The sequence below is a fragment of the Streptomyces sp. NPDC052107 genome (assembly GCF_040680215.1).
Taxonomy (GTDB): Bacteria; Actinomycetota; Actinomycetes; order Streptomycetales; family Streptomycetaceae; genus Streptomyces.
The window spans coordinates 176,794-193,072 of the sequence record NZ_JBFAWG010000010.1 but is presented as its reverse complement, the minus strand read 5'-3'; the positions used below and the strand labels follow the sequence as shown (position 1 = coordinate 193,072).

General features: G+C 71.5%; 17 protein-coding genes and 1 pseudogene. 9 read left to right on the top strand and 9 right to left on the bottom strand.

What is annotated here, in order from left to right; all coding sequences use genetic code 11:
• Positions 1 to 289: 289 nt before the first annotated feature.
• Positions 290 to 733 carry a hypothetical protein gene (locus AB0M27_RS14420; RefSeq protein ID WP_365721429.1) on the top strand — a complete coding sequence of 148 codons (444 nt, stop codon included), beginning with the start codon at positions 290 to 292 and terminating at the stop codon, positions 731 to 733.
• A 4-nt stretch (positions 734 to 737) separates the two neighbouring features.
• On the top strand, positions 738 to 1,379 hold the full coding sequence (locus AB0M27_RS14415) for a response regulator transcription factor (protein ID WP_365721427.1): 642 nt from the start codon (positions 738 to 740) through the stop codon (positions 1,377 to 1,379).
• 61 nt (positions 1,380 to 1,440) lie between these two features.
• Here the strand turns inward: AB0M27_RS14415 and AB0M27_RS14410 are convergent, their stop codons facing one another.
• The 4 genes and pseudogenes from AB0M27_RS14410 to AB0M27_RS14395 all read right to left on the bottom strand — a co-directional run.
• The gene (locus AB0M27_RS14410) at positions 1,441 to 2,241 is read right to left on the bottom strand and encodes a hypothetical protein (RefSeq protein ID WP_365721425.1); all 801 of its coding nucleotides are present in this window, start codon (positions 2,239 to 2,241) and stop codon (positions 1,441 to 1,443) included.
• Entirely contained in the window at positions 2,241 to 2,780 is a 540-nt protein-coding gene (locus AB0M27_RS14405; RefSeq protein ID WP_365721423.1) for a SigE family RNA polymerase sigma factor, read from the bottom strand. The genes AB0M27_RS14410 and AB0M27_RS14405 overlap by 1 nt, the downstream gene beginning before the upstream one ends.
• Positions 2,781 to 2,831: 51 nt before the next feature.
• Positions 2,832 to 4,262 (bottom strand): MFS transporter, encoded by a 1,431-nt coding sequence (locus AB0M27_RS14400; protein WP_365721421.1) that lies wholly within the window; start codon positions 4,260 to 4,262, stop codon positions 2,832 to 2,834.
• A 64-nt stretch (positions 4,263 to 4,326) separates the two neighbouring features.
• Positions 4,327 to 4,512, bottom strand: a pseudogene (locus AB0M27_RS14395) (Nonspecific lipid-transfer protein); the annotation flags it as partial.
• 133 nt (positions 4,513 to 4,645) lie between these two features.
• Here AB0M27_RS14395 and AB0M27_RS14390 point away from each other — a divergent pair.
• The 5 genes from AB0M27_RS14390 (at position 4,646) to AB0M27_RS14370 (ending at position 10,189) form a co-directional block, all read left to right on the top strand.
• Positions 4,646 to 6,391, top strand: coding sequence for an MFS transporter (locus AB0M27_RS14390; RefSeq protein WP_365721419.1), 1,746 nt, complete (start codon positions 4,646 to 4,648; stop codon positions 6,389 to 6,391).
• Between the two features lie 177 nt (positions 6,392 to 6,568).
• Positions 6,569 to 7,219 carry a class I SAM-dependent methyltransferase gene (locus AB0M27_RS14385; protein ID WP_365721417.1) on the top strand — a complete coding sequence of 217 codons (651 nt, stop codon included), beginning with the start codon at positions 6,569 to 6,571 and terminating at the stop codon, positions 7,217 to 7,219.
• A 22-nt stretch (positions 7,220 to 7,241) separates the two neighbouring features.
• Positions 7,242 to 8,198, top strand: a complete 957-nt coding sequence (locus AB0M27_RS14380; protein WP_365721415.1) for an N-acetylmuramoyl-L-alanine amidase — start codon at positions 7,242 to 7,244, stop codon at positions 8,196 to 8,198.
• Positions 8,199 to 8,314: 116 nt separating this feature from the next.
• Positions 8,315 to 9,064 carry a hypothetical protein gene (locus AB0M27_RS14375; protein WP_365721413.1) on the top strand — a complete coding sequence of 250 codons (750 nt, stop codon included), beginning with the start codon at positions 8,315 to 8,317 and terminating at the stop codon, positions 9,062 to 9,064.
• A 105-nt stretch (positions 9,065 to 9,169) separates the two neighbouring features.
• A complete protein-coding gene (locus AB0M27_RS14370; RefSeq protein ID WP_365721411.1) occupies positions 9,170 to 10,189 on the top strand; it encodes an LLM class F420-dependent oxidoreductase in 1,020 nt (339 codons plus the stop codon).
• Here AB0M27_RS14370 and AB0M27_RS14365 read toward each other — a convergent pair.
• Positions 10,186 to 10,758, bottom strand: a complete 573-nt coding sequence (locus AB0M27_RS14365; RefSeq protein ID WP_365721409.1) for a hypothetical protein — start codon at positions 10,756 to 10,758, stop codon at positions 10,186 to 10,188. The two genes, AB0M27_RS14370 and AB0M27_RS14365, sit on opposite strands and share 4 nt — an antisense overlap.
• 128 nt (positions 10,759 to 10,886) lie before the next feature.
• On the opposite strand from AB0M27_RS14365, the gene AB0M27_RS14360 reads away from it, so the two are divergent.
• Complete coding sequence (locus AB0M27_RS14360) at positions 10,887 to 11,180, top strand: hypothetical protein (protein ID WP_365721407.1); 294 nt, start codon at positions 10,887 to 10,889, stop codon at positions 11,178 to 11,180.
• A 39-nt stretch (positions 11,181 to 11,219) separates the two neighbouring features.
• On the opposite strand, the gene AB0M27_RS14355 is transcribed toward AB0M27_RS14360, so the two are convergent.
• The 3 genes from AB0M27_RS14355 to AB0M27_RS14345 are packed head-to-tail and all read right to left on the bottom strand — an operon-like array spanning position 11,220 to position 14,457.
• A complete protein-coding gene (locus AB0M27_RS14355) occupies positions 11,220 to 12,287 on the bottom strand; it encodes a prenyltransferase/squalene oxidase repeat-containing protein (protein WP_365721405.1) in 1,068 nt (355 codons plus the stop codon).
• On the bottom strand, positions 12,284 to 13,030 hold the full coding sequence (locus AB0M27_RS14350) for a class I SAM-dependent methyltransferase (RefSeq protein ID WP_365721403.1): 747 nt from the start codon (positions 13,028 to 13,030) through the stop codon (positions 12,284 to 12,286). Before AB0M27_RS14350 ends, AB0M27_RS14355 begins: the two co-directional genes overlap by 4 nt.
• On the bottom strand, positions 13,024 to 14,457 hold the full coding sequence (locus AB0M27_RS14345; RefSeq protein WP_365721401.1) for a glycosyltransferase family 4 protein: 1,434 nt from the start codon (positions 14,455 to 14,457) through the stop codon (positions 13,024 to 13,026). The genes AB0M27_RS14350 and AB0M27_RS14345 overlap by 7 nt, the downstream gene beginning before the upstream one ends.
• Positions 14,458 to 14,677: 220 nt before the next feature.
• Between AB0M27_RS14345 and AB0M27_RS14340 the strand changes: the two genes are divergently transcribed.
• Positions 14,678 to 15,334, top strand: a complete 657-nt coding sequence (locus AB0M27_RS14340) for a TetR family transcriptional regulator (RefSeq protein ID WP_365721399.1) — start codon at positions 14,678 to 14,680, stop codon at positions 15,332 to 15,334.
• 42 nt (positions 15,335 to 15,376) lie between these two features.
• On the opposite strand, the gene AB0M27_RS14335 is transcribed toward AB0M27_RS14340, so the two are convergent.
• Positions 15,377 to 16,240 (bottom strand): tetratricopeptide repeat protein, encoded by an 864-nt coding sequence (locus AB0M27_RS14335; RefSeq protein ID WP_365721397.1) that lies wholly within the window; start codon positions 16,238 to 16,240, stop codon positions 15,377 to 15,379.
• Between the last annotated feature and the right edge of the window lie 39 nt (positions 16,241 to 16,279).

Here is a 16,279-nt window from a genome sequence, read left to right as displayed (position 1 = left end):
GGGCACGGTGCACCTCGGGTTCTCCGGTTCGATATATCGGACGTCGTTCGATCGAAATACCGAACCTATTCGGCGGTGGAAATTGCATGGATTCCTGGAAATGCAGGGGCGATTGTTTGAGTACCGCCGAAGACCGTCAACCCCCGCCGCACCGGCCAATGCCAAGTCTTTAATCGACGGCGGCCGCCCGTGCCGTGAGCAACGGCCCGCAGAAACCTGTCTCTTGAGGCATCGGCCAGGGGATGCCGCCCTGGCCCGGACCCAGTTGGACGTACTGTACGGTGCCGTCGTGACGGTTTCCTGGTTCGAGTTCGGCGACGACGAGGCCGAGGTGTGCCCGCCGTTCCAGCGCGAGTTCCTGCGTGTGCTGCGGGATCGGGCGCGGGACTGGCCGTGCTCGCCGGAGTCGACGTACGCGCTGTTCTGGGCCGCCGACGAAGTCGACGGCGACGAGCCGCCGCTGGACCATATGCGTCTCGTCATCGACCTGAGCAACCAGCGGAGCATCTTTCTCACGCTCGGCGCCCTTCTGGAGGGTGACACGGTCCTGTGCACCCAGCCGCACGCCTGCGACCTCACGCCGACCGAGAAACGTGCCGACATCGTGCCCCGGAAGGCGACGGGCTCGGCCGAGGAGCTTGCCGGCTTCACTGCCGACTGGTTCGGCGCGGTTCTGCGGCGACCGCCGCTCCGGTACGACGGCCGCCGCGGCGGGTTGCCGGCCGTAACCTGAGCCCATGAACGAGATGCCCCGGGAGCACAGGACCACCAAGTCCATTCGGGTGCTGCTCGCCGAGGATCAGGGCATGATGCGGGGAGCGCTCGCGCTGCTGCTCGGCATGGAGCAGGACATCGAGGTGGTGTCCCAACTGGGCTCGGGCGACGCCATCGTGGACGCCGTGCTCACCCACCGGCCGGACGTGGCCCTGCTGGACATCGAGCTGCCGGGCATCAGCGGGCTGGACGCGGCGGCCGAGCTGCGCGAACAGGCGCCCGACTGCCGGGTGCTGATCCTCACCACCTTCGGCCGGCCCGGCTATCTGCGCCGGGCCATGGAGGCCGGGGCTGCCGGGTTCCTCGTCAAGGACGGGCCCGTGGAGGAACTGGCCGCGGCCATCCGGCGCGTGCTCACCGGGGAGACCGTCGTCGATCCCGCGCTCGCCGCCGCCGCGCTCAGCGCCGGGCCCAGTCCGCTGACGGCCCGCGAGTGCGACGTACTGAAGGCGTCGGTCGACGGGGCGACGGTCGCCGACATCGCCGGCAAACTCCATCTGTCCGAGTCCACCGTCCGCAACTACCTCTCCTCCGCGATCGGCAAGACGGGCACCCGCAACCGGGCGGAAGCGGTACGGGAGGCCCGGCAGCAGGGATGGCTGTGATCAGCCCGTGATCCGGCGCCGTCGCGCCCCGGGTGGCTCCGAGTCACTGGATTGCTGTGAGCTACTGGATCACCTCCGCGGTCTCATAGCCCGTCCCCGCCGGGGCCGTGCACGCGAACCAGTTCACCGGGGAACCGGCCACCGCCCGGGGCACGGTCACCGTGCTGGTGCCATCCTTCCAGCCGCACTTGACCTGCCGGGCGGAGGTGGCGACCGTGCCCACCACGAGCCGCTGGGGGCCGTCCGTGCCCAGCTTGGCCAGGGGGAGGGCCGCCGACATCAGATCCGTGCCGGACAGGGGGTCCCACTTCCTGACCGTGTCGAACATGATCACCCTGAGGTGGTTGTCGCCGTAGTACAGGCCCGCGTAGTGCGAGGACTTGCCGACCAGGTGCCGCCGGTCGGGCAGCGCGGCCGGCACGATGCCGTACTTTCTCATCGCGGCGAGTTGTCCGGCGGCCTCCGTCGCGTCGCGCGGTGCTCCCCAGACGGACACGACGACGCGCCAGCTCGTGCCGTGGTCCGTGCCCCGCGCCACCTCGGTGAGCTGCGGCACGTACACATGCCGGGCGTCCGGCGAGGGCGGCTCGGTCGCCACGTTCGTCCGCCGGTCCGCGTGACCGCCGCCGGGCAGTCCCGTGACCGCCAGCGTCGCCCCCGTCGACCCCGCCAGCACCAGTGTCGTGGCCGCCGCGACCGCCCAGCGGCGGGCTCTGCGCCGCCGGCCGCCGCGGATGACCACCTGGACGGGGGCTATGCCGATCTCGACCTCGTCCGCGGCGTCCGCGAGGAGGAAGGCGATGTCGGTCTGCGTCATGTCGGTCATCCCGTTCATGTCGTGGCTCTCCCGGTCCGCGCTCATCACTTCCGCCCTCCGTGCGTCACCGTCTCGGCCAGTCCCGGTATGGCCCGGAGTTTGGCGATCCCCTTGGCCGCGTTGCTCTTCACCGTGCCGACCGAGCAGCCCATCGCCTCCGCCGCCTGGGTCTCCGTCAGGTCCTCCCAGTAGCGCAGGACCACCGCCTCCCGCTGCCGCACCGGCAGTTGGGCGAGCGCCGTGAGCAGCGCGCCGCGGTCGTCGGCCTGCGCGATCCGGTCCCCCGTGTCGGCGATCTCGTGCACCAGGCCGGAGTCGTCCTTCGGAGCCAGGAACTCCTTGAGCCTTCTTCTGTGTTTGCGTGCGTGCAGGTTGATCATCACGCGCCGTACGTACGCCTCCGGATCGTCGGCGGCGCCGACCCTGCGCCAGGACACATAGACCCGCTCCAGGGTCGACTGGACCAGGTCCTCGGCGGCGTGCTGCTCCCCCGTGAGGAGAAATGCCGTACGCATCAGCCGCGGCCAGCGGCCGACCATGAAGCTCTGGAACTCCTCGTTCCGAGCCTGCTTCCCGTCCCCCATGGGCACCTCCTAGATGTCAGAAGGAGACCATGGGCGGCCCGGACCGTTGCCTCACGTCGAGGAAATTCTCCGCGGCAGCCACAGCAGCATCAGCACCGCCCCGCCCAGCAGCACCGCCGTACTGGCCCGGAAGGCCAGCGCATAGCCGTCGGTCAGCACCTCGGGGCCGTGCCCGCTGCCCGTGCCGGCCGCGGCGACGGTCGACATCACGGCGAGCCCGAGCGAACCGCCCATCGTGCGCGAGGTGTTGATCAGCCCCGACACCACACCGGCCTCGCCCGGAGCCGCCCCGGACATGGCCAGGGAGGCGAGCGGGGTCGCCGCGAGACCCGCGCCGAGCATCATCAGGATCCCCGGGACCATGATCGCGGTGAGGTACGCCTCGTGCGCGCTCATCGTCGACTGCCAGCCGAAGCCGGCCGCGGCCACCAGGGTGCCCAGCGCCGCCACGTTCCGCGGGCCCGCGAGCCGCATCAGGCGCGGCGCCAGCTTGGAGCCGACGACCACGGACAGCGAGCTGGGCACCAGGGCGACCCCGGCCTCCAACGGTGTGTAGCCGAGGACGTTCTGGGCGTAGAGGGTCATGAAGTACCACATGCAGAACATGGCCGAGCCGGAGAGGAACATCGCCGCGTTGGCCGAGGCGACCGAGCGCAGCCGGAGCAGGCCGAGCGGCATCAGCGGGGCCGCCGTACGCGCCTCGACCAGCAGGAACAGGCCGATCAGCAGCAGCCCGGCGAGCAGCGGCAGCAGCGTGGCGGAGGCCGTCCAGCCCTCGGCCTCCGTCTGCGAGATGCCGTAGGCGAGGGTCGCGAGGCCCGCCGTGACCAGCAGCGCGCCCGGCAGGTCCAGGCGCCGCCCGTCGCCGGCCCGGCGCTCGGTGAGCCAGAGCACCGAGCCGGCCAGCACCAGCGCGCCCACCGGCACGTTGATCAGCAGCACCCAGCGCCAGGAGAGCACGTCGACGAGCACCCCGCCGACCAGTCCGCCCGCGGCCCCGCCACCGGCGCCGACCGCGGTCCAGGTGGCGATCGCGCGCGCCCGCGCCGCCCCCTCCGGCACCGCGGACGTCAGCAGGGTCAGCGTCGAGGGGGCCAGCACCGCCGCGCCCAGCCCCTGCATGGCCCGCGCCAGCAGCAGCTGCCAGCCCTCCTGGGCGAGGCCACCGCCCAGCGAGGCCAGCGTGAACAGGCCGAGGCCGACGAGGAACATCCGCTTGCGCCCGTACAGGTCGCCGGCCCGGCCGCCGAGCAGCATGAACCCGGCGAAGGCGATGGCGTACGCGTTCACCACCCACTGCAGGCCGGACGCGGTCAGGCCGAGACCGGACCGCATGGACGGCAGGGCGACGTTCACCACCGACACGTCGAGGACGACCAGGAACTGTCCGGCACAGGCGAGCGCCACCACCAGCCAGGTCGGCACGGCCGTACGGCGGGATATGACAGGCGTGGTGTCGGCGGCTTCCAGCATGGGTGTCATGCTCTCAACCCGGTTACGGTCCTTGCATCAGCATTTCGGACCACGGGTGCCTAGGTCGTACGGCCTACACCGCTCGCAGCACCGTCACCACCGCCGCGCCACCCAGCCCGATGGTGTGCGCGAGCCCCACCCGCGCGCCCGGCACCTGCCGCTCCCCCGCCGTGCCGCGCAGCCGCCACACCAGCTCGGCCGTCCGGGCCAGGCCGGTCGCACCGAGCGGATGCCCCTTGGAGACCAGCCCGCCCGACGGGCGCCGGCCCCTGACGCGAGATCAGAAACCCATGGACTGGTCAAGGATTCGTTAGAGGCCCGAAGCAACGGAATAGTTGCCTGTGCATACGAGGTTTACCCGGCACTCATCACTACGGGGAGGCCTCGACTCCATGACTCACACGACGACCGACCAGCCGGCCCGGAGGGCGGGCGGTGCCGTGGTCCCGGTGCTCGCCTTCGCGGGCATCGTCGTCGCGGTGATGCAGACCCTGCTGGTGCCGGTCATCAAGGACCTGCCGCAGCTGCTGGACACCGCTCCCTCCAACGCCACCTGGGTCCTCACCTCGACCCTCCTGTCCGGCGCCGTGGCCACCCCGATCATGGGCCGGCTCGGCGACCTCTACGGCAAGCGGCGGATGCTGATCCTCAGCCTCGCCGTGATGGTGGTCGGCGCCCTGGTCAGCGCGCTCACCAGTCAGCTGCTCACCATGATCGTCGGACGTACGCTGCAGGGCTTCGCCATGGGCGCGATCCCGCTCGGCATCGGCCTGATGCGGGACATGCTGCCGCGCGAGAGGCTCGGCTCGGCCATGGCCCTGATGAGCTCCTCGATCGGCGTCGGCGGCGGCCTCGCGCTGCCCGCCGCGGCCCTGGTCGCGCAGCACACGAACTGGCACGCCCTGTTCTACGGCGCCGCGGGCCTCGGCGTGCTGTCCATCGTCCTGACCCTCCTGGTCGTGCCCGAGTCCCCGATGCGGGCGGAGGGTTCCTTCGACCTGCTGGGCGCGCTCGGCCTGTCGACCGGCCTGGTGCTGCTCCTGCTGCCCATCACCAAGGGCAGCGACTGGGGCTGGTCGTCCGGTACGACGCTCGGTCTGTTCGCCGCGTCGCTCGTGGTCCTCCTCCTGTGGGGCCTGTTCGAGCTGCGGGTCAAGGCGCCCCTGGTCGACCTGCGCACCACCGCGCGCCCGGCCGTCCTCTTCACCAACCTCGCGTCGATCATGGTCGGCGTCGCGTTCTACGTCGTCTCGCTGGTCCTGCCCCAGCTGCTCCAGCTGCCCAAGGCCACCGGCTACGGCCTCGGCCAGTCCATGGTCGTCGCGGGCCTGTGCGTGGCCCCGCTGGGCCTGACGATGATGTTCACCGCGCCGGTGTACGCCCGGCTGTCCGCCAAGTACGGCCCGAAGACCACGCTCATCATCGGCCTGCTGATCATCGCGCTCGGCTACGGCGGCGGCCTCGGCCTGATGGACGCGGCCTGGCAGACGATCATCACGTCCGTGGTCCTCGGCGCGGGCATCGGTCTCGCCTACTCCTCGCTGCCCGCACTGATCGTCGGGGCGGTCCCGGCCTCGGAGACCGGCGCGGCGAACGGCCTCAACACCCTGATGCGGTCCATCGGCACCTCGGTGTCGAGTGCCGTGATCGGCATGGTGCTCGCCAACACGGCGAAGAACGCGGGCGGCATCGCGATCCCGACCATGCACGGGTTCCGGGTGTCCTTCCTGATCGCCACGGCCGCGGTGGCGGCGGGTCTGCTGATGGCGCTGTTCCTGCCGAAGGCCTCCCGGCCGGCTCAGCAGCACGCTCAGCTGCGGGCCAGCAGCGAGGAGGACGCCATGCTGGAGCGGGCCGAGGAAGTCCTGCGGGGATTCCGGGGGCGGGTTCTGGGTGCCGACGGTGCTCCGGTCGCTCGGGCCAAGGTCACGCTGATCGACCGGCGGGGGCGGCAGGCCGGGGCGGCCGTCTCCGACGAGGACGGCAGCTATGTGCTCGCCGTGCCGGCTCAGGGGGCGTACGTGCTCGCCGCGAAGGCCTCCGGCCATGGGCCGCTTGCTTCCTCCGCGACGCATTCCGGGGAGGAGCGGGCCGTCGAGCTGGATCTTTCGCTGCCTGGGGAGGTTGTCAGCGCGTAGAGCCCGGGGGGTGTGCCGGCTTGCGGCTGCGGCGCCGTTGTGGCTGGTCGCGCCCACGCGGCGGAGCCGCACATCGATACAGCCCCGCGCCCCTTGGATGCGTACCCCCCGTCGATGAGTCACCGGGGGGTGCGGCAGCATGGGCACCCAAGCAGCCGTACGACCGAGAGGCCCCCTATGCCGACCGCCCCCAAGCCCGAGATCCTGGCCGCGTTCGAGGCGGCCAAGGGGTTCATGCCCGTGGATGAGGGGCTGGCGTTGTACGGGGCTGCCGTGGAGGCGGGGCGGCTGGGGCTGCCGTTGCTGGAGGTCGGGACGTACTGCGGGCGGTCCACCGTGCTGCTCGCCGACGCGGCCCGTGCGGCCGGGGTCACGGCGCTGACCGTGGACCATCACCGGGGCAGCGAGGAGCAGCAGCCCGGGTGGGATTACCACGACCCCGAGACCGTCGACCCCGAGGTCGGGCTGATGGACACCCTGCCGGCCTTCCGGCGGACGCTGTTCAGGGCGGGTCTGGAGGAGCACGTGGTCGCCCTCGTGGGGCGCTCGCCGCAGATCGCCGCGATCTGGAACTCGCCGCTCGGTCTCGTCTTCGTCGACGGCGGCCACACCGACGAGCACGCGGGCGCCGACTACGAGGGCTGGGCGCCCCATGTGGCCGAGGGCGGACTGCTGGTCGTTCACGACGTCTTTCCTGAGCCCGAGGACGAGTTCACCGGGCAGGCTCCGTACCGCGTGTACCTGCGGGCACTTGAGTCCGGGGCGTTCACGGAGGTCTCGGTGACCGGCTCCCTGCGTGTCCTGCGGCGAACGGGGACGGGGATCTGAGTCCCCGGTTAGAGTCACAGACGTGTCGTACCTAGGCCCGGAGTTCGATCCCCCGCAGCCGCGCCGGCCCCGGCGTGGCCCGCTGACCGTGGCGCTCGCGGCGCTCGTGCCCGGTGCGCTACTCGGCTGGGTGGTGTACGAGGCGGTGGGCGGCGGCAGCGGTGACGGCGGCGTGCGTACCGCCTCCGCCGCTCCGGCGTCCGGTGCGTCCGCCGCGCCCTCCCCGTCCGATCGCTCGGCTTCCCCCACCGCTTCCGCGACGGACGACGGCAAGCGGCCCTCGGGTGGTTCCGCGTCCGGCACCCTCAAGGGCAAGGTCGTCGTCATCGACCCCGGGCACAACCCGGGCAACTTCCAGCACACGGCCGAGATCAACCGCAAGGTGGACATCGGCACGAACCGCAAGGAGTGCGACACCACCGGGACGTCCACCAACGACGGTTACACCGAGGCCCGGTTCACCCTCGACGTCGCCCACCGGCTGCGCACGCTGCTGGAGAAGCAGGGCGCCACGGTGAAGCTGACCCATGACGGCGACGGCCCGGCCTGGGGGCCGTGCGTGGACCAGCGGGCCCGGACCGGCAACGACGCACACGCCGACGCGGCGATCTCCATCCACGCCGACGGCTCGGCGCAGGGCAACCGCGGCTTCCATGTCATCCTGCCGGGCTCGGTGCACACCGGTGCCGCGGACACCCGCCGCATCGTCGGACCCTCGCACGACCTCGGTGTGCGCATCGCCGGGAACTACCTGCGCGACACCGGCGAGCCGCCGTCCAACTACCTCGGCGACGGTACCGGTCTCGTCACACGTACGGACCTGGGCGGTCTCAATCTGTCAACGGTTCCCAAGGTGTTCATCGAGTGCGGCAACATGCGCGATAGCAAGGACGCGGCACTGCTGACCAGCGGCGCCTGGCGGCAGAAGGCGGCGCAAGGGATCTCTGAGGGAATCGTGAGTTTCCTGCGCGGTTCGTGACCGACGGGCGGAACCGGCCGGACAGCCGGATCTTGCGGACGGTAGTGTCTACCGACGACGAGACGACTCACGAAGGACCTGAAGTGAATATCCGCTCCCTCACTAGAGGCGATGGCGTGGTGATCGGAGCAGCGGTGGTGCTGTTCATCGCGTCGTTCCTCACCTTCCAGAGCTACTCCGCGTTCGGCTCCTCGGCCAGCCGGAACGCGTGGGACGACCTGGGCATGGGCCTGGGTATCTACATGGGCGCGGTCATCGGTGCCGTCCTCATCGTCGTCAACCGCTGCCTGCCGCAGCCCCGCAAGGTGCTCGGGCTCGACGTCGGCCAGGTCGGCGCCGCGTTCCCGGTCCTGGCGGCCTGGACGCTGCTGTGGACGCTGATCGACATGCCGGACGGTGTGGACGCCGGCGCCGGTCTCATCCTCGGTCTCATCGCCGCTCTGGTTCTCGCGGGCGGCGCCATCGCCACCCCGCTCTCCCCGCCCCTGCAGGCCGCCCTGATGCCGGCCCCCAAGCCGGTCGCCCCGCAGCCCTACGGCGCCCAGCCGCCCGGTGGTTACGGCTACCCGGGTGCCCAGCCGCAGCAGCCGTACGGTGTCCAGCCGCAGCCGGGCCAGCCGTTCGGGCAGCAGCAGGGCGCTCCGGCGGCCCCGCAGCCGTCCGCCGGGGACTTCTCGCCGTTCTGGTTCGCCGTGCCGGTGACCCGTCCGCTGTTCGCGGAGGACGGCTCGCCGACCCCGATCGCCGAACTGGCGCCCGGCACCTGGTACTTGGCCGTCGAGCAGCGCGGTGCCGCGCTGGTCGCGCAGACCCAGGACGGCCGCCGTGGCGTCCTGCAGGACACCTCCGGCATCCAGCGCGGCTGAGCCCCGCGCACCGGCGCGCGCGGCCCCTCGCCCTTCCGGGCGCGGGGCCGTTGTCGTACAGTCGCCTCCCGGCAACGAACTGACGATTCGTCAGGAGGCAGGCGTATGCGGCTCGGTCTCGCACTCGGTTACTGGGGACGCGGCCCGGACGCCGGCCATGTGCCGCTCGCCCAGGAGGCGGAGCGGCTCGGCTATCACTCGGTGTGGACGGCGGAGTCCTGGGGCTCGGACGCCTTCACCCCGCTGACCTGGATCGCCGCACAGACCTCAACGATCAGGCTGGGTACGGCCGTTGCCCAGATGGCGGCCCGCTCGCCGACCACCACCGCGATGCACGCGCTCACCCTGGACCACCTCTCCGGCGGGCGGATGATGCTCGGACTCGGGCTGTCCGGGCCACAGGTGGTGGAGGGCTGGTACGGCCGCCCGTTCCCGAAGTCGCCGCTGACCGCGACCCGCGAGTACGTGGACGTCGTACGGCAGGTGCTGCGGCGGGAGGCCCCGGTGGCCTCCGGCGGACGCTTCCACCCGCTGCCCTACCGAGGGCCGGACGGCACCGGGCTCGGCAAGCCACTGAAGCCGATCACCCATCCCCTGCGGGCCGGCCTGCCCGTCCTGCTCGGCGCCGAGGGGCCGAAGAACGTGGCCCAGACCGTCCGCATCGCCGACGGCTGGCTGCCGCTGTACTGGGCGCCGAGCCGGCCCGGGGTGTACGGGGACGTGGTGCGGGCGCTGCCCAAGGGGTTCCTGGTGGCTCCGATGGCCCGGGTGAAGGTGTGCGACGACGTGGCCGAGGGGCTGCTGCCGGTGAAGGCCATGCTCGGCTTCTACATCGGCGGCATGGGCCACGCCTCCCGCAACTTCCACGCCGACCTCATGGCGCGCATGGGGTACGAGAAGGAGGCCCGGCGGATCCAGGAACTGTTCCTGGCCGGGCGGCGGGAGGAGGCGGTGCTGGCCGTGCCGGACGCCTTCGCCGACGAGATCTCGCTGGTCGGACCCCGTGAACGCATCGCGGAACGGCTCGAGTTGTGGCGCGCGGGCCCGGTGACGGACCTGCTGGCCCTGTCACCGGACCCGCACTCCCTCAGGGTGCTGGCGGAGCTGAACTCCCGACTGACCTAGCTGCCCTGGGAGAGCTGGGACGCCGACGGCACCTGATTCTTCACCGGGGCGCCGGCGCTGCTGCCCGCGTCCTTGACCTTGTTGATCACGTCGTTGAAGGAGCCGGCCGCGTTCGTGTCGCCGCTGCGGAGCTTGGACGGCAGGCTCTTCAGGGCGTCGATGCCGGCGCTGAGCGGGGCGAGGGCCTTGGACAGCTTCGGGTCGCCCTGGGCGTTCTTCTGGGCGGCCTTGAGGCGGTTGTAGGTGAAGGCACCGGCCAGACCGGCCTTCACCAGGACCATCTTGCGGCCCTTGGCACCCTTCTTGAACTTGCCCGCCTTCCAGGGCTTCACGATCCACTGGTAGGTCGCGCCCGCCGCGAGGCCGGCGTTCGCCACGAACCGGGTCTTGGCGAACTTCTGCCGTTGCGCGGAGGTCGTCGGGCTGGGGGTGTCGGCGGCCGGGACGGCCTGGGCCGCCGCGGTGTCCTTCGTACTGGTCTTCTCGCTGCTGCCGCAGGCGGTGGCACCGGCCAGCAGGGCACAGCTCAGCGTGAGCGCCACGACGAGGCGCCGTAGGGGTACGGGCACGGGGTCCTCCGAACGTGTCCTCCCCGAGCGGACTGCTTCCTCCGGAAGCCTCACGCAGGACCGCCGGGTACGCCACTCGGCCGCCGCCGTTCGGGTTTCACCGCTCGCCGCCCGGCAATCCGGAAGGTATGTCCCCTCGATATCGCAACAGTGCGAATCAGGCCGGGACGGTCATCGCGATCGTCGCCGATGTCATGGCGCTGATCCTCGGCCTGTGGATCCTCATGTACCTATTGGACGCCAACCGCGCCAACAGTCTGGTCCAGTTCATCCACCACACCGCCGCCTGGCTGGCGGGCTGGTCCCACGACCTGTTCACCTTCGACGAGGCGTGGGCGAGGGTCGTGGCCGGTTACGGCCTCGCGGCGGTCGTGTACCTGTTCGTGGGCCACGCCATCGCCCATCGCATACACCGGCACTGAAGCGCCCCGTCAGGCGCTCCGCGGCAGCCCGCGGAGCGCCTAACAACAGTCCGGATCGAGCCCCGTCGGCAGGTGTTCCCCGCCGAAGACAGCGCACGTCGCCTCGTGGCCGCCCAGCGCCGCGACGGCGAGGAGCAGGGAGCCGGCCGTCCACGTGGTCAGCTCGCGGGGCCAGATCGCGTCGTCCTCGAAGACATAGCCCGTCCAGTACAGGCCGCTCTCCGGGTCGCGCAGGTGCTGGATGGACTGGAGGATCTCCAGGGCGCGGTCCGACTCCCCCACCGCCCACAGGGCCAGGGCAAGTTCACTGGACTCGCCGCCGGTGACCCACGGGTTGGGGACCACGCAACGCACACCGAAGCCGGGGACGACGAAACGGTCCCAGGACTCCGCTATGCGGGCCTTGGCCTCCTCGCCGGTCAGCGCGCCGCCGAGGACCGGGTAGTACCAGTCCATCGAGTAGCGGTCCTTGTCGAGGAAGCGCTCGGGGTGCCGGCGGATCGCGTGCCGCAGTCCCCCGACCGCCAACTCCCAGTCCGGCTGCGGTTCTTCACGCTGCTCGGCGATGGCGAGCGCACAGCGCAGCGCGTGATGGATCGAGGAACTGCCGGTCAGCAGGGCGTCCGCGGTGGGCGTGCCGTCGTCCTCGCGGCGCCAGCCGATCTGGCCGCCGGGCTGCTGGAGGGCCAGCACCCACTCCATGGCCGCGTAGACGCAGGGCCACATGCGGTCCAGGAAGGTGTCGTCGCCGGTGGAGAGATAGTGGTGCCACACGCCCACGGCTATGTAGGCGACGAAGTTCGACTCGCGGGCCCGGTCGGTGACGTCGTCGTGGGCGCCGTCGGCGTAGGCGGCGTGCCAGGAGCCGTCCTGGTTCTGGTGCCGGGCCAGCCATTCGTACGCCCGCTCGGCGGCCTCGTGTTCGCCGGCCGCGTCCAGGGCCATCGCGGCCTCGGTGTGGTCCCACGGGTCCAGGTGATGCCCGCGGAACCACGGGATCGCGCCGTCCTCCCGCTGCGCGGCGAGGATGCCGCGGACGGTCGCGGTGGCCTGCCCGGCGGTGAGGACCCCGGGCAGGACGAGGTGTTCTGTCCGGGGGGTGGTCACTCGGCGGCCGCCTCTTCGGCGAGACGCGGCAGGTGCGGCTTGGTCGCGTAGACCACGAAGCTCTTGCCGATCAGCGGGTTCAGCGCCTGCTCGGCGACCCGCGTGGCGAGCGGCTTCTTCATGATGTCCCAGACCAGCAGCTTGTGGTACGCCCGCACCGGCAGCGCCTTGTCGTTGTCGACGCCGAACGCGCACTTCAGCCACCAGTACGGCGAGTGCAGCGCGTGCGCGTGATGGCTGCCGTACGGCTTCAGGCCCGCCTCGCGGATCTTCGCCACGAGTTCGTCGGCCTTGTAGATGCGGATGTGGCCGCCCTCGACCTCGTGGTAGGCGTCGGACAGCGCCCAGCAGACCTTCTCGGGCCCGTAGCGCGGCACGGTGATGGCGATACGGCCGCCCGGCTTGAGCACGCGGACCATCTCCGCGAGCACGCCCTTGTCGTCGGGGATGTGCTCCATCACCTCGGAGATGATGACGACGTCGAAGGACTCGTCCGGGAAGGGAAGGGCGAGCGCGTCGCCCTCCATGGCCGTGGCGGTGGCGCCCTCCGGTGCCTCCCCGGCCTCCTTCATCGCCGCGAACCACCTGGCGACCTCGCGGATCTCCTCGCCGTTCTGGTCCAGGGCCACGACCTGGGCGCCGCGCCGGTAGCACTCGAAGGCGTGCCGGCCGGCCCCGCAGCCGAGGTCCAGGACTCGGTCGCCCGGGGCGAGCGGGAACCGGGAGAAGTCGACGGTCAGCACGTGGCCCTGCTTTCGGAAGAGACAACACTTGCCGAGGCCGCGGAGGCGACACTCGTCGGGGTCGCGGCGGCAACGCTCGGTGAGGCCGCGGACCGGCTGAGGCCCGCCGCGGTGCGGTGGGCGCCCGCGGAGCGGGCGATGGCCTCGCGGTAGTGGGCCACCGTGCCCTGCGCGGCGCGGGCCCAGGTGAACTTCCGCAGCACCCGCTCGCGGCCGGCGCGACCGAGCCGCACCCGCAACTCACGGTCCCCCAGGAGCCGGCCGAGCCCCGCGGCCAGCGCCCCCGCGTCGCCAGGCGGCACGGCCAGGCAGGTCTCGCCGTCGCGGCCGGCGACCTCGGGGATCGCGCCGCCGGTCGTGGCGACCAGCGGGGTGCCGGTGGCCATGGCCTCGGCGGCGGGCAGCGAGAAGCCCTCGTACAGCGAGGGCACGCAGGCGACCTCGGCCGAGCGGATCAGGTCGACCAGTTCGGCGTCGGAGATGCCCTTGACGAACTCGACGGCGCCTTCGAGGCCGTACCGCTCGATCGCCGCCGCGACCGGCCCCTCCTCGGGGCGCTTGCCGACGACGACGAGATGGGCGGCCGGGTGCTCGGTGCGCACCTTGGCCAGCGCCTCCACCAGGAACACCAGCCCCTTGAGCGGCACATCGGCGCTGGAGGTGGTGACGATCCGGCCCGGCACCTCGGGCACGGTCGGATTCGGCGCGAACAGATCGGTGTCGGCGCCGATGTGGACCACGTGCACGCGGTCGTCGCGGACGCCGAGATGGTCCACGATCTCCTGCCGGGAGGTCCCGGAGACGGTGAGGACCGAGGGCAGCCGGCGCGAGACGCGCTTCTGCATCCGGGTGAAGGCGTACCAGCGGCGCACCGAGTAGCGGCGCTGCCAGCCCTCGGCCGCGTCCAGCTCCAACTGCCGGTCGACGGTGATGGGGTGGTGGATGGTGGTCACCAGGGGTGCGCCGATGTCGCCGAGCAGTCCGTATCCGAGGGTCTGGTTGTCGTGGACGACGTCGAACTCGCCGCGCCGGGCGCGCAGATGGCGGCGCGCACGCAGGGAGAAGGTCAGCGGCTCGGGAAAGCCGCCGGTCCACATCGTGGCGACTTCCAGGGTGTCGATCCAGTCCCGGTACTCGTCCCGCCTGGGAGTGCGGAAGGGGTCGGGCTGGCGGTAGAGGTCGAGGCTGGGCAGCTCGGTCAGCGTGAGCCCGGGACACCCCTCGTCGAGCACGGGGTACGGCTGTGAGCCGATGACCTCGACCCGGTGCCCGAGCCGGGCCAGCTCACGCGAGAGATGCCGTACGTAGACGCCCTGGCCGCCGCAGAACGGGTTCCCTTTATAGGTGAGGAGCGCGATGTCGAGCGGTCGCTCGCCGTCGGCAGCGGGGTCCTGCTCGACGCCCGCCACACGGGCCTCAGCGGTCACTCCGTGCCCCCTTCTGCCTGCGCTGTCCCGCGAGACTACGTCGGGACGCTAATCTAGAACAAGTTTCAGACTTGATCGTTCAAGAGGCTCTGAATCTACCGGCAGGTAGGGGCGCTGTGAGCAGTGGATCAGGTGATTCGCGCCACGGCGCGTCGCCCTGCCATGCTGTCTGATCACGTGCCCCACAGACGCCTTCACCGACTGTCACGGAACGGGACCCATGCCTGCGGAAGCCAGTGATTCGAGGCCTTCCCCCACTCTCGGCTTCGCTCGAGCGGCGGGACCCCCACCGCCGCCTCTGACCGAGCGCCAGGAGGCCCGCCGCCGCCGGATCCTGCACGCGAGCGCCCAGCTGGCCAGCCGGGGCGGTTTCGACGCCGTGCAGATGCGCGAGGTCGCCGAGTCCTCCCAGGTGGCCCTCGGCACCCTGTACCGCTACTTCCCCTCCAAGGTCCACCTGCTGGTGGCGACGATGCAGGACCAGCTGGAGCACATGCACGGCACCCTGCGGAAGAAGCCCCCGGCCGGTGACACGGCCGCCGAGCGGGTCGCCGAGACCCTCATGCGGGCCTTCCGTGCCCTGCAGCGCGAGCCACACCTGGCCGACGCGATGGTCCGCGCCCTGACCTTCGCCGACCGCAGCGTCTCGCCGGAGGTCGACCAGGTCTCCCGTCAGACGACCCTGATCATCCTGGACGCGATGGACCTGGAGAACCCCACCCCCGAGCAGCTCTCGGCGGTCCGGGTCATCGAGCACACCTGGCACTCGGCCCTGATCACCTGGCTCTCCGGCCGCGCCTCCATCGCCCAGGTGAAGATCGACATCGAGACGGTGTGCCGGCTGATCGACCTGACGGAGCCGGGCGGGCGCGCCTGACCTCCGCGGCTCACCGTGGAGCGAGCTGGGCGCGGCCGATCCTCAGCCGACCGGTGCCAAACCGCTCCACGCGCGCCCCGAAGGCGTCTGTGTGACCCACTGGTCCAGCAACCGCCGTGCCTCCTCCTCCGAGGCCGCCAGGGAGACCTGCTGGGCGCCCCCGTGGACGCTGCGCCGTCGCTCCAGCGTGCCCTCGCTGCAGCAGGCGCACAGCAGCTCGAAGCTGCTCGCCGGCTCGGCGCCGTAGCCCTGCGCCAGGAACAGCTCGACCAGCGCTTCGATGTCGGCGGCCTCGCCCGCGTTGACCGTGACCGTGAACGTCGGCAGGTCGGAGGCCTCGAAGAGGAGGAGTTCGTCGAAGACGGGGTATTCACGGCCGTCCACGACCCGGCGGCCCTTCGGCTCGCCGTCGTGGACGACGATCTCGCCGAAGCGGCGGCCGGCGGTCACCGGTACGTTCACGACCCGGCCCCGGGTCGGGCACAGCCGGTCGATCCAGACGACCTCCCGCTCCCCGCCCGTGTCGAGACGGACGCACGCCTGCCCGAACCGGCCCTCGATCTCGCCCACCCCGTCCGGGAGTTGGATCCCGAAGCCGTCCCACGCCTCCCGGGCTGTCGCCCAGTCGCGCTGGATGGTGGCCGCGATGCCGAGGTTCCAGTACGCCGGGTCGCCCTCACCGCGCGGGGCGCGCGCGGCGGCCTCGCGGCCCAGTTCGTACGCCTTGGTCCAGTTGCGCAGGAACTTGTGGGCGAGCGCGGCGTCGTACCACCACACCGCGCTCGGGTTCTCGTCCGGGTAGTGCGCGAGCACACGCTCGTAGAGGTCGGCCGCCCGCAGCCACTCCTCGGCCTGCCACTCCTCCCGCGCCCGCTTGATCAGCTCGACCGCCTCGGACCTGTCCACGCTTCCCCGCCCCTGTTCGTTCCGTCGAGACCGCAGGAG

What these genes read in the sequence shown, in the direction of transcription:
- AB0M27_RS14415 (WP_365721427.1), top strand. Translation starts at nt 738, where the DNA reads ATGAACGAGATGCCCCGGGAGCACAGGACCACCAAGTCCATTCGGGTG.
- AB0M27_RS14410 (WP_365721425.1), bottom strand. Translation starts at nt 2,241, where the DNA reads ATGAGCGCGGACCGGGAGAGCCACGACATGAACGGGATGACCGACATG.
- AB0M27_RS14405 (WP_365721423.1), bottom strand. Translation starts at nt 2,780, where the DNA reads ATGGGGGACGGGAAGCAGGCTCGGAACGAGGAGTTCCAGAGCTTCATG.
- AB0M27_RS14400 (WP_365721421.1), bottom strand. Translation starts at nt 4,262, where the DNA reads ATGACACCCATGCTGGAAGCCGCCGACACCACGCCTGTCATATCCCGC.
- AB0M27_RS14390 (WP_365721419.1), top strand. Translation starts at nt 4,646, where the DNA reads ATGACTCACACGACGACCGACCAGCCGGCCCGGAGGGCGGGCGGTGCC.
- AB0M27_RS14385 (WP_365721417.1), top strand. Translation starts at nt 6,569, where the DNA reads ATGCCGACCGCCCCCAAGCCCGAGATCCTGGCCGCGTTCGAGGCGGCC.
- AB0M27_RS14370 (WP_365721411.1), top strand. Translation starts at nt 9,170, where the DNA reads ATGCGGCTCGGTCTCGCACTCGGTTACTGGGGACGCGGCCCGGACGCC.
- AB0M27_RS14360 (WP_365721407.1), top strand. Translation starts at nt 10,887, where the DNA reads ATGTCCCCTCGATATCGCAACAGTGCGAATCAGGCCGGGACGGTCATC.
- AB0M27_RS14340 (WP_365721399.1), top strand. Translation starts at nt 14,678, where the DNA reads ATGCCTGCGGAAGCCAGTGATTCGAGGCCTTCCCCCACTCTCGGCTTC.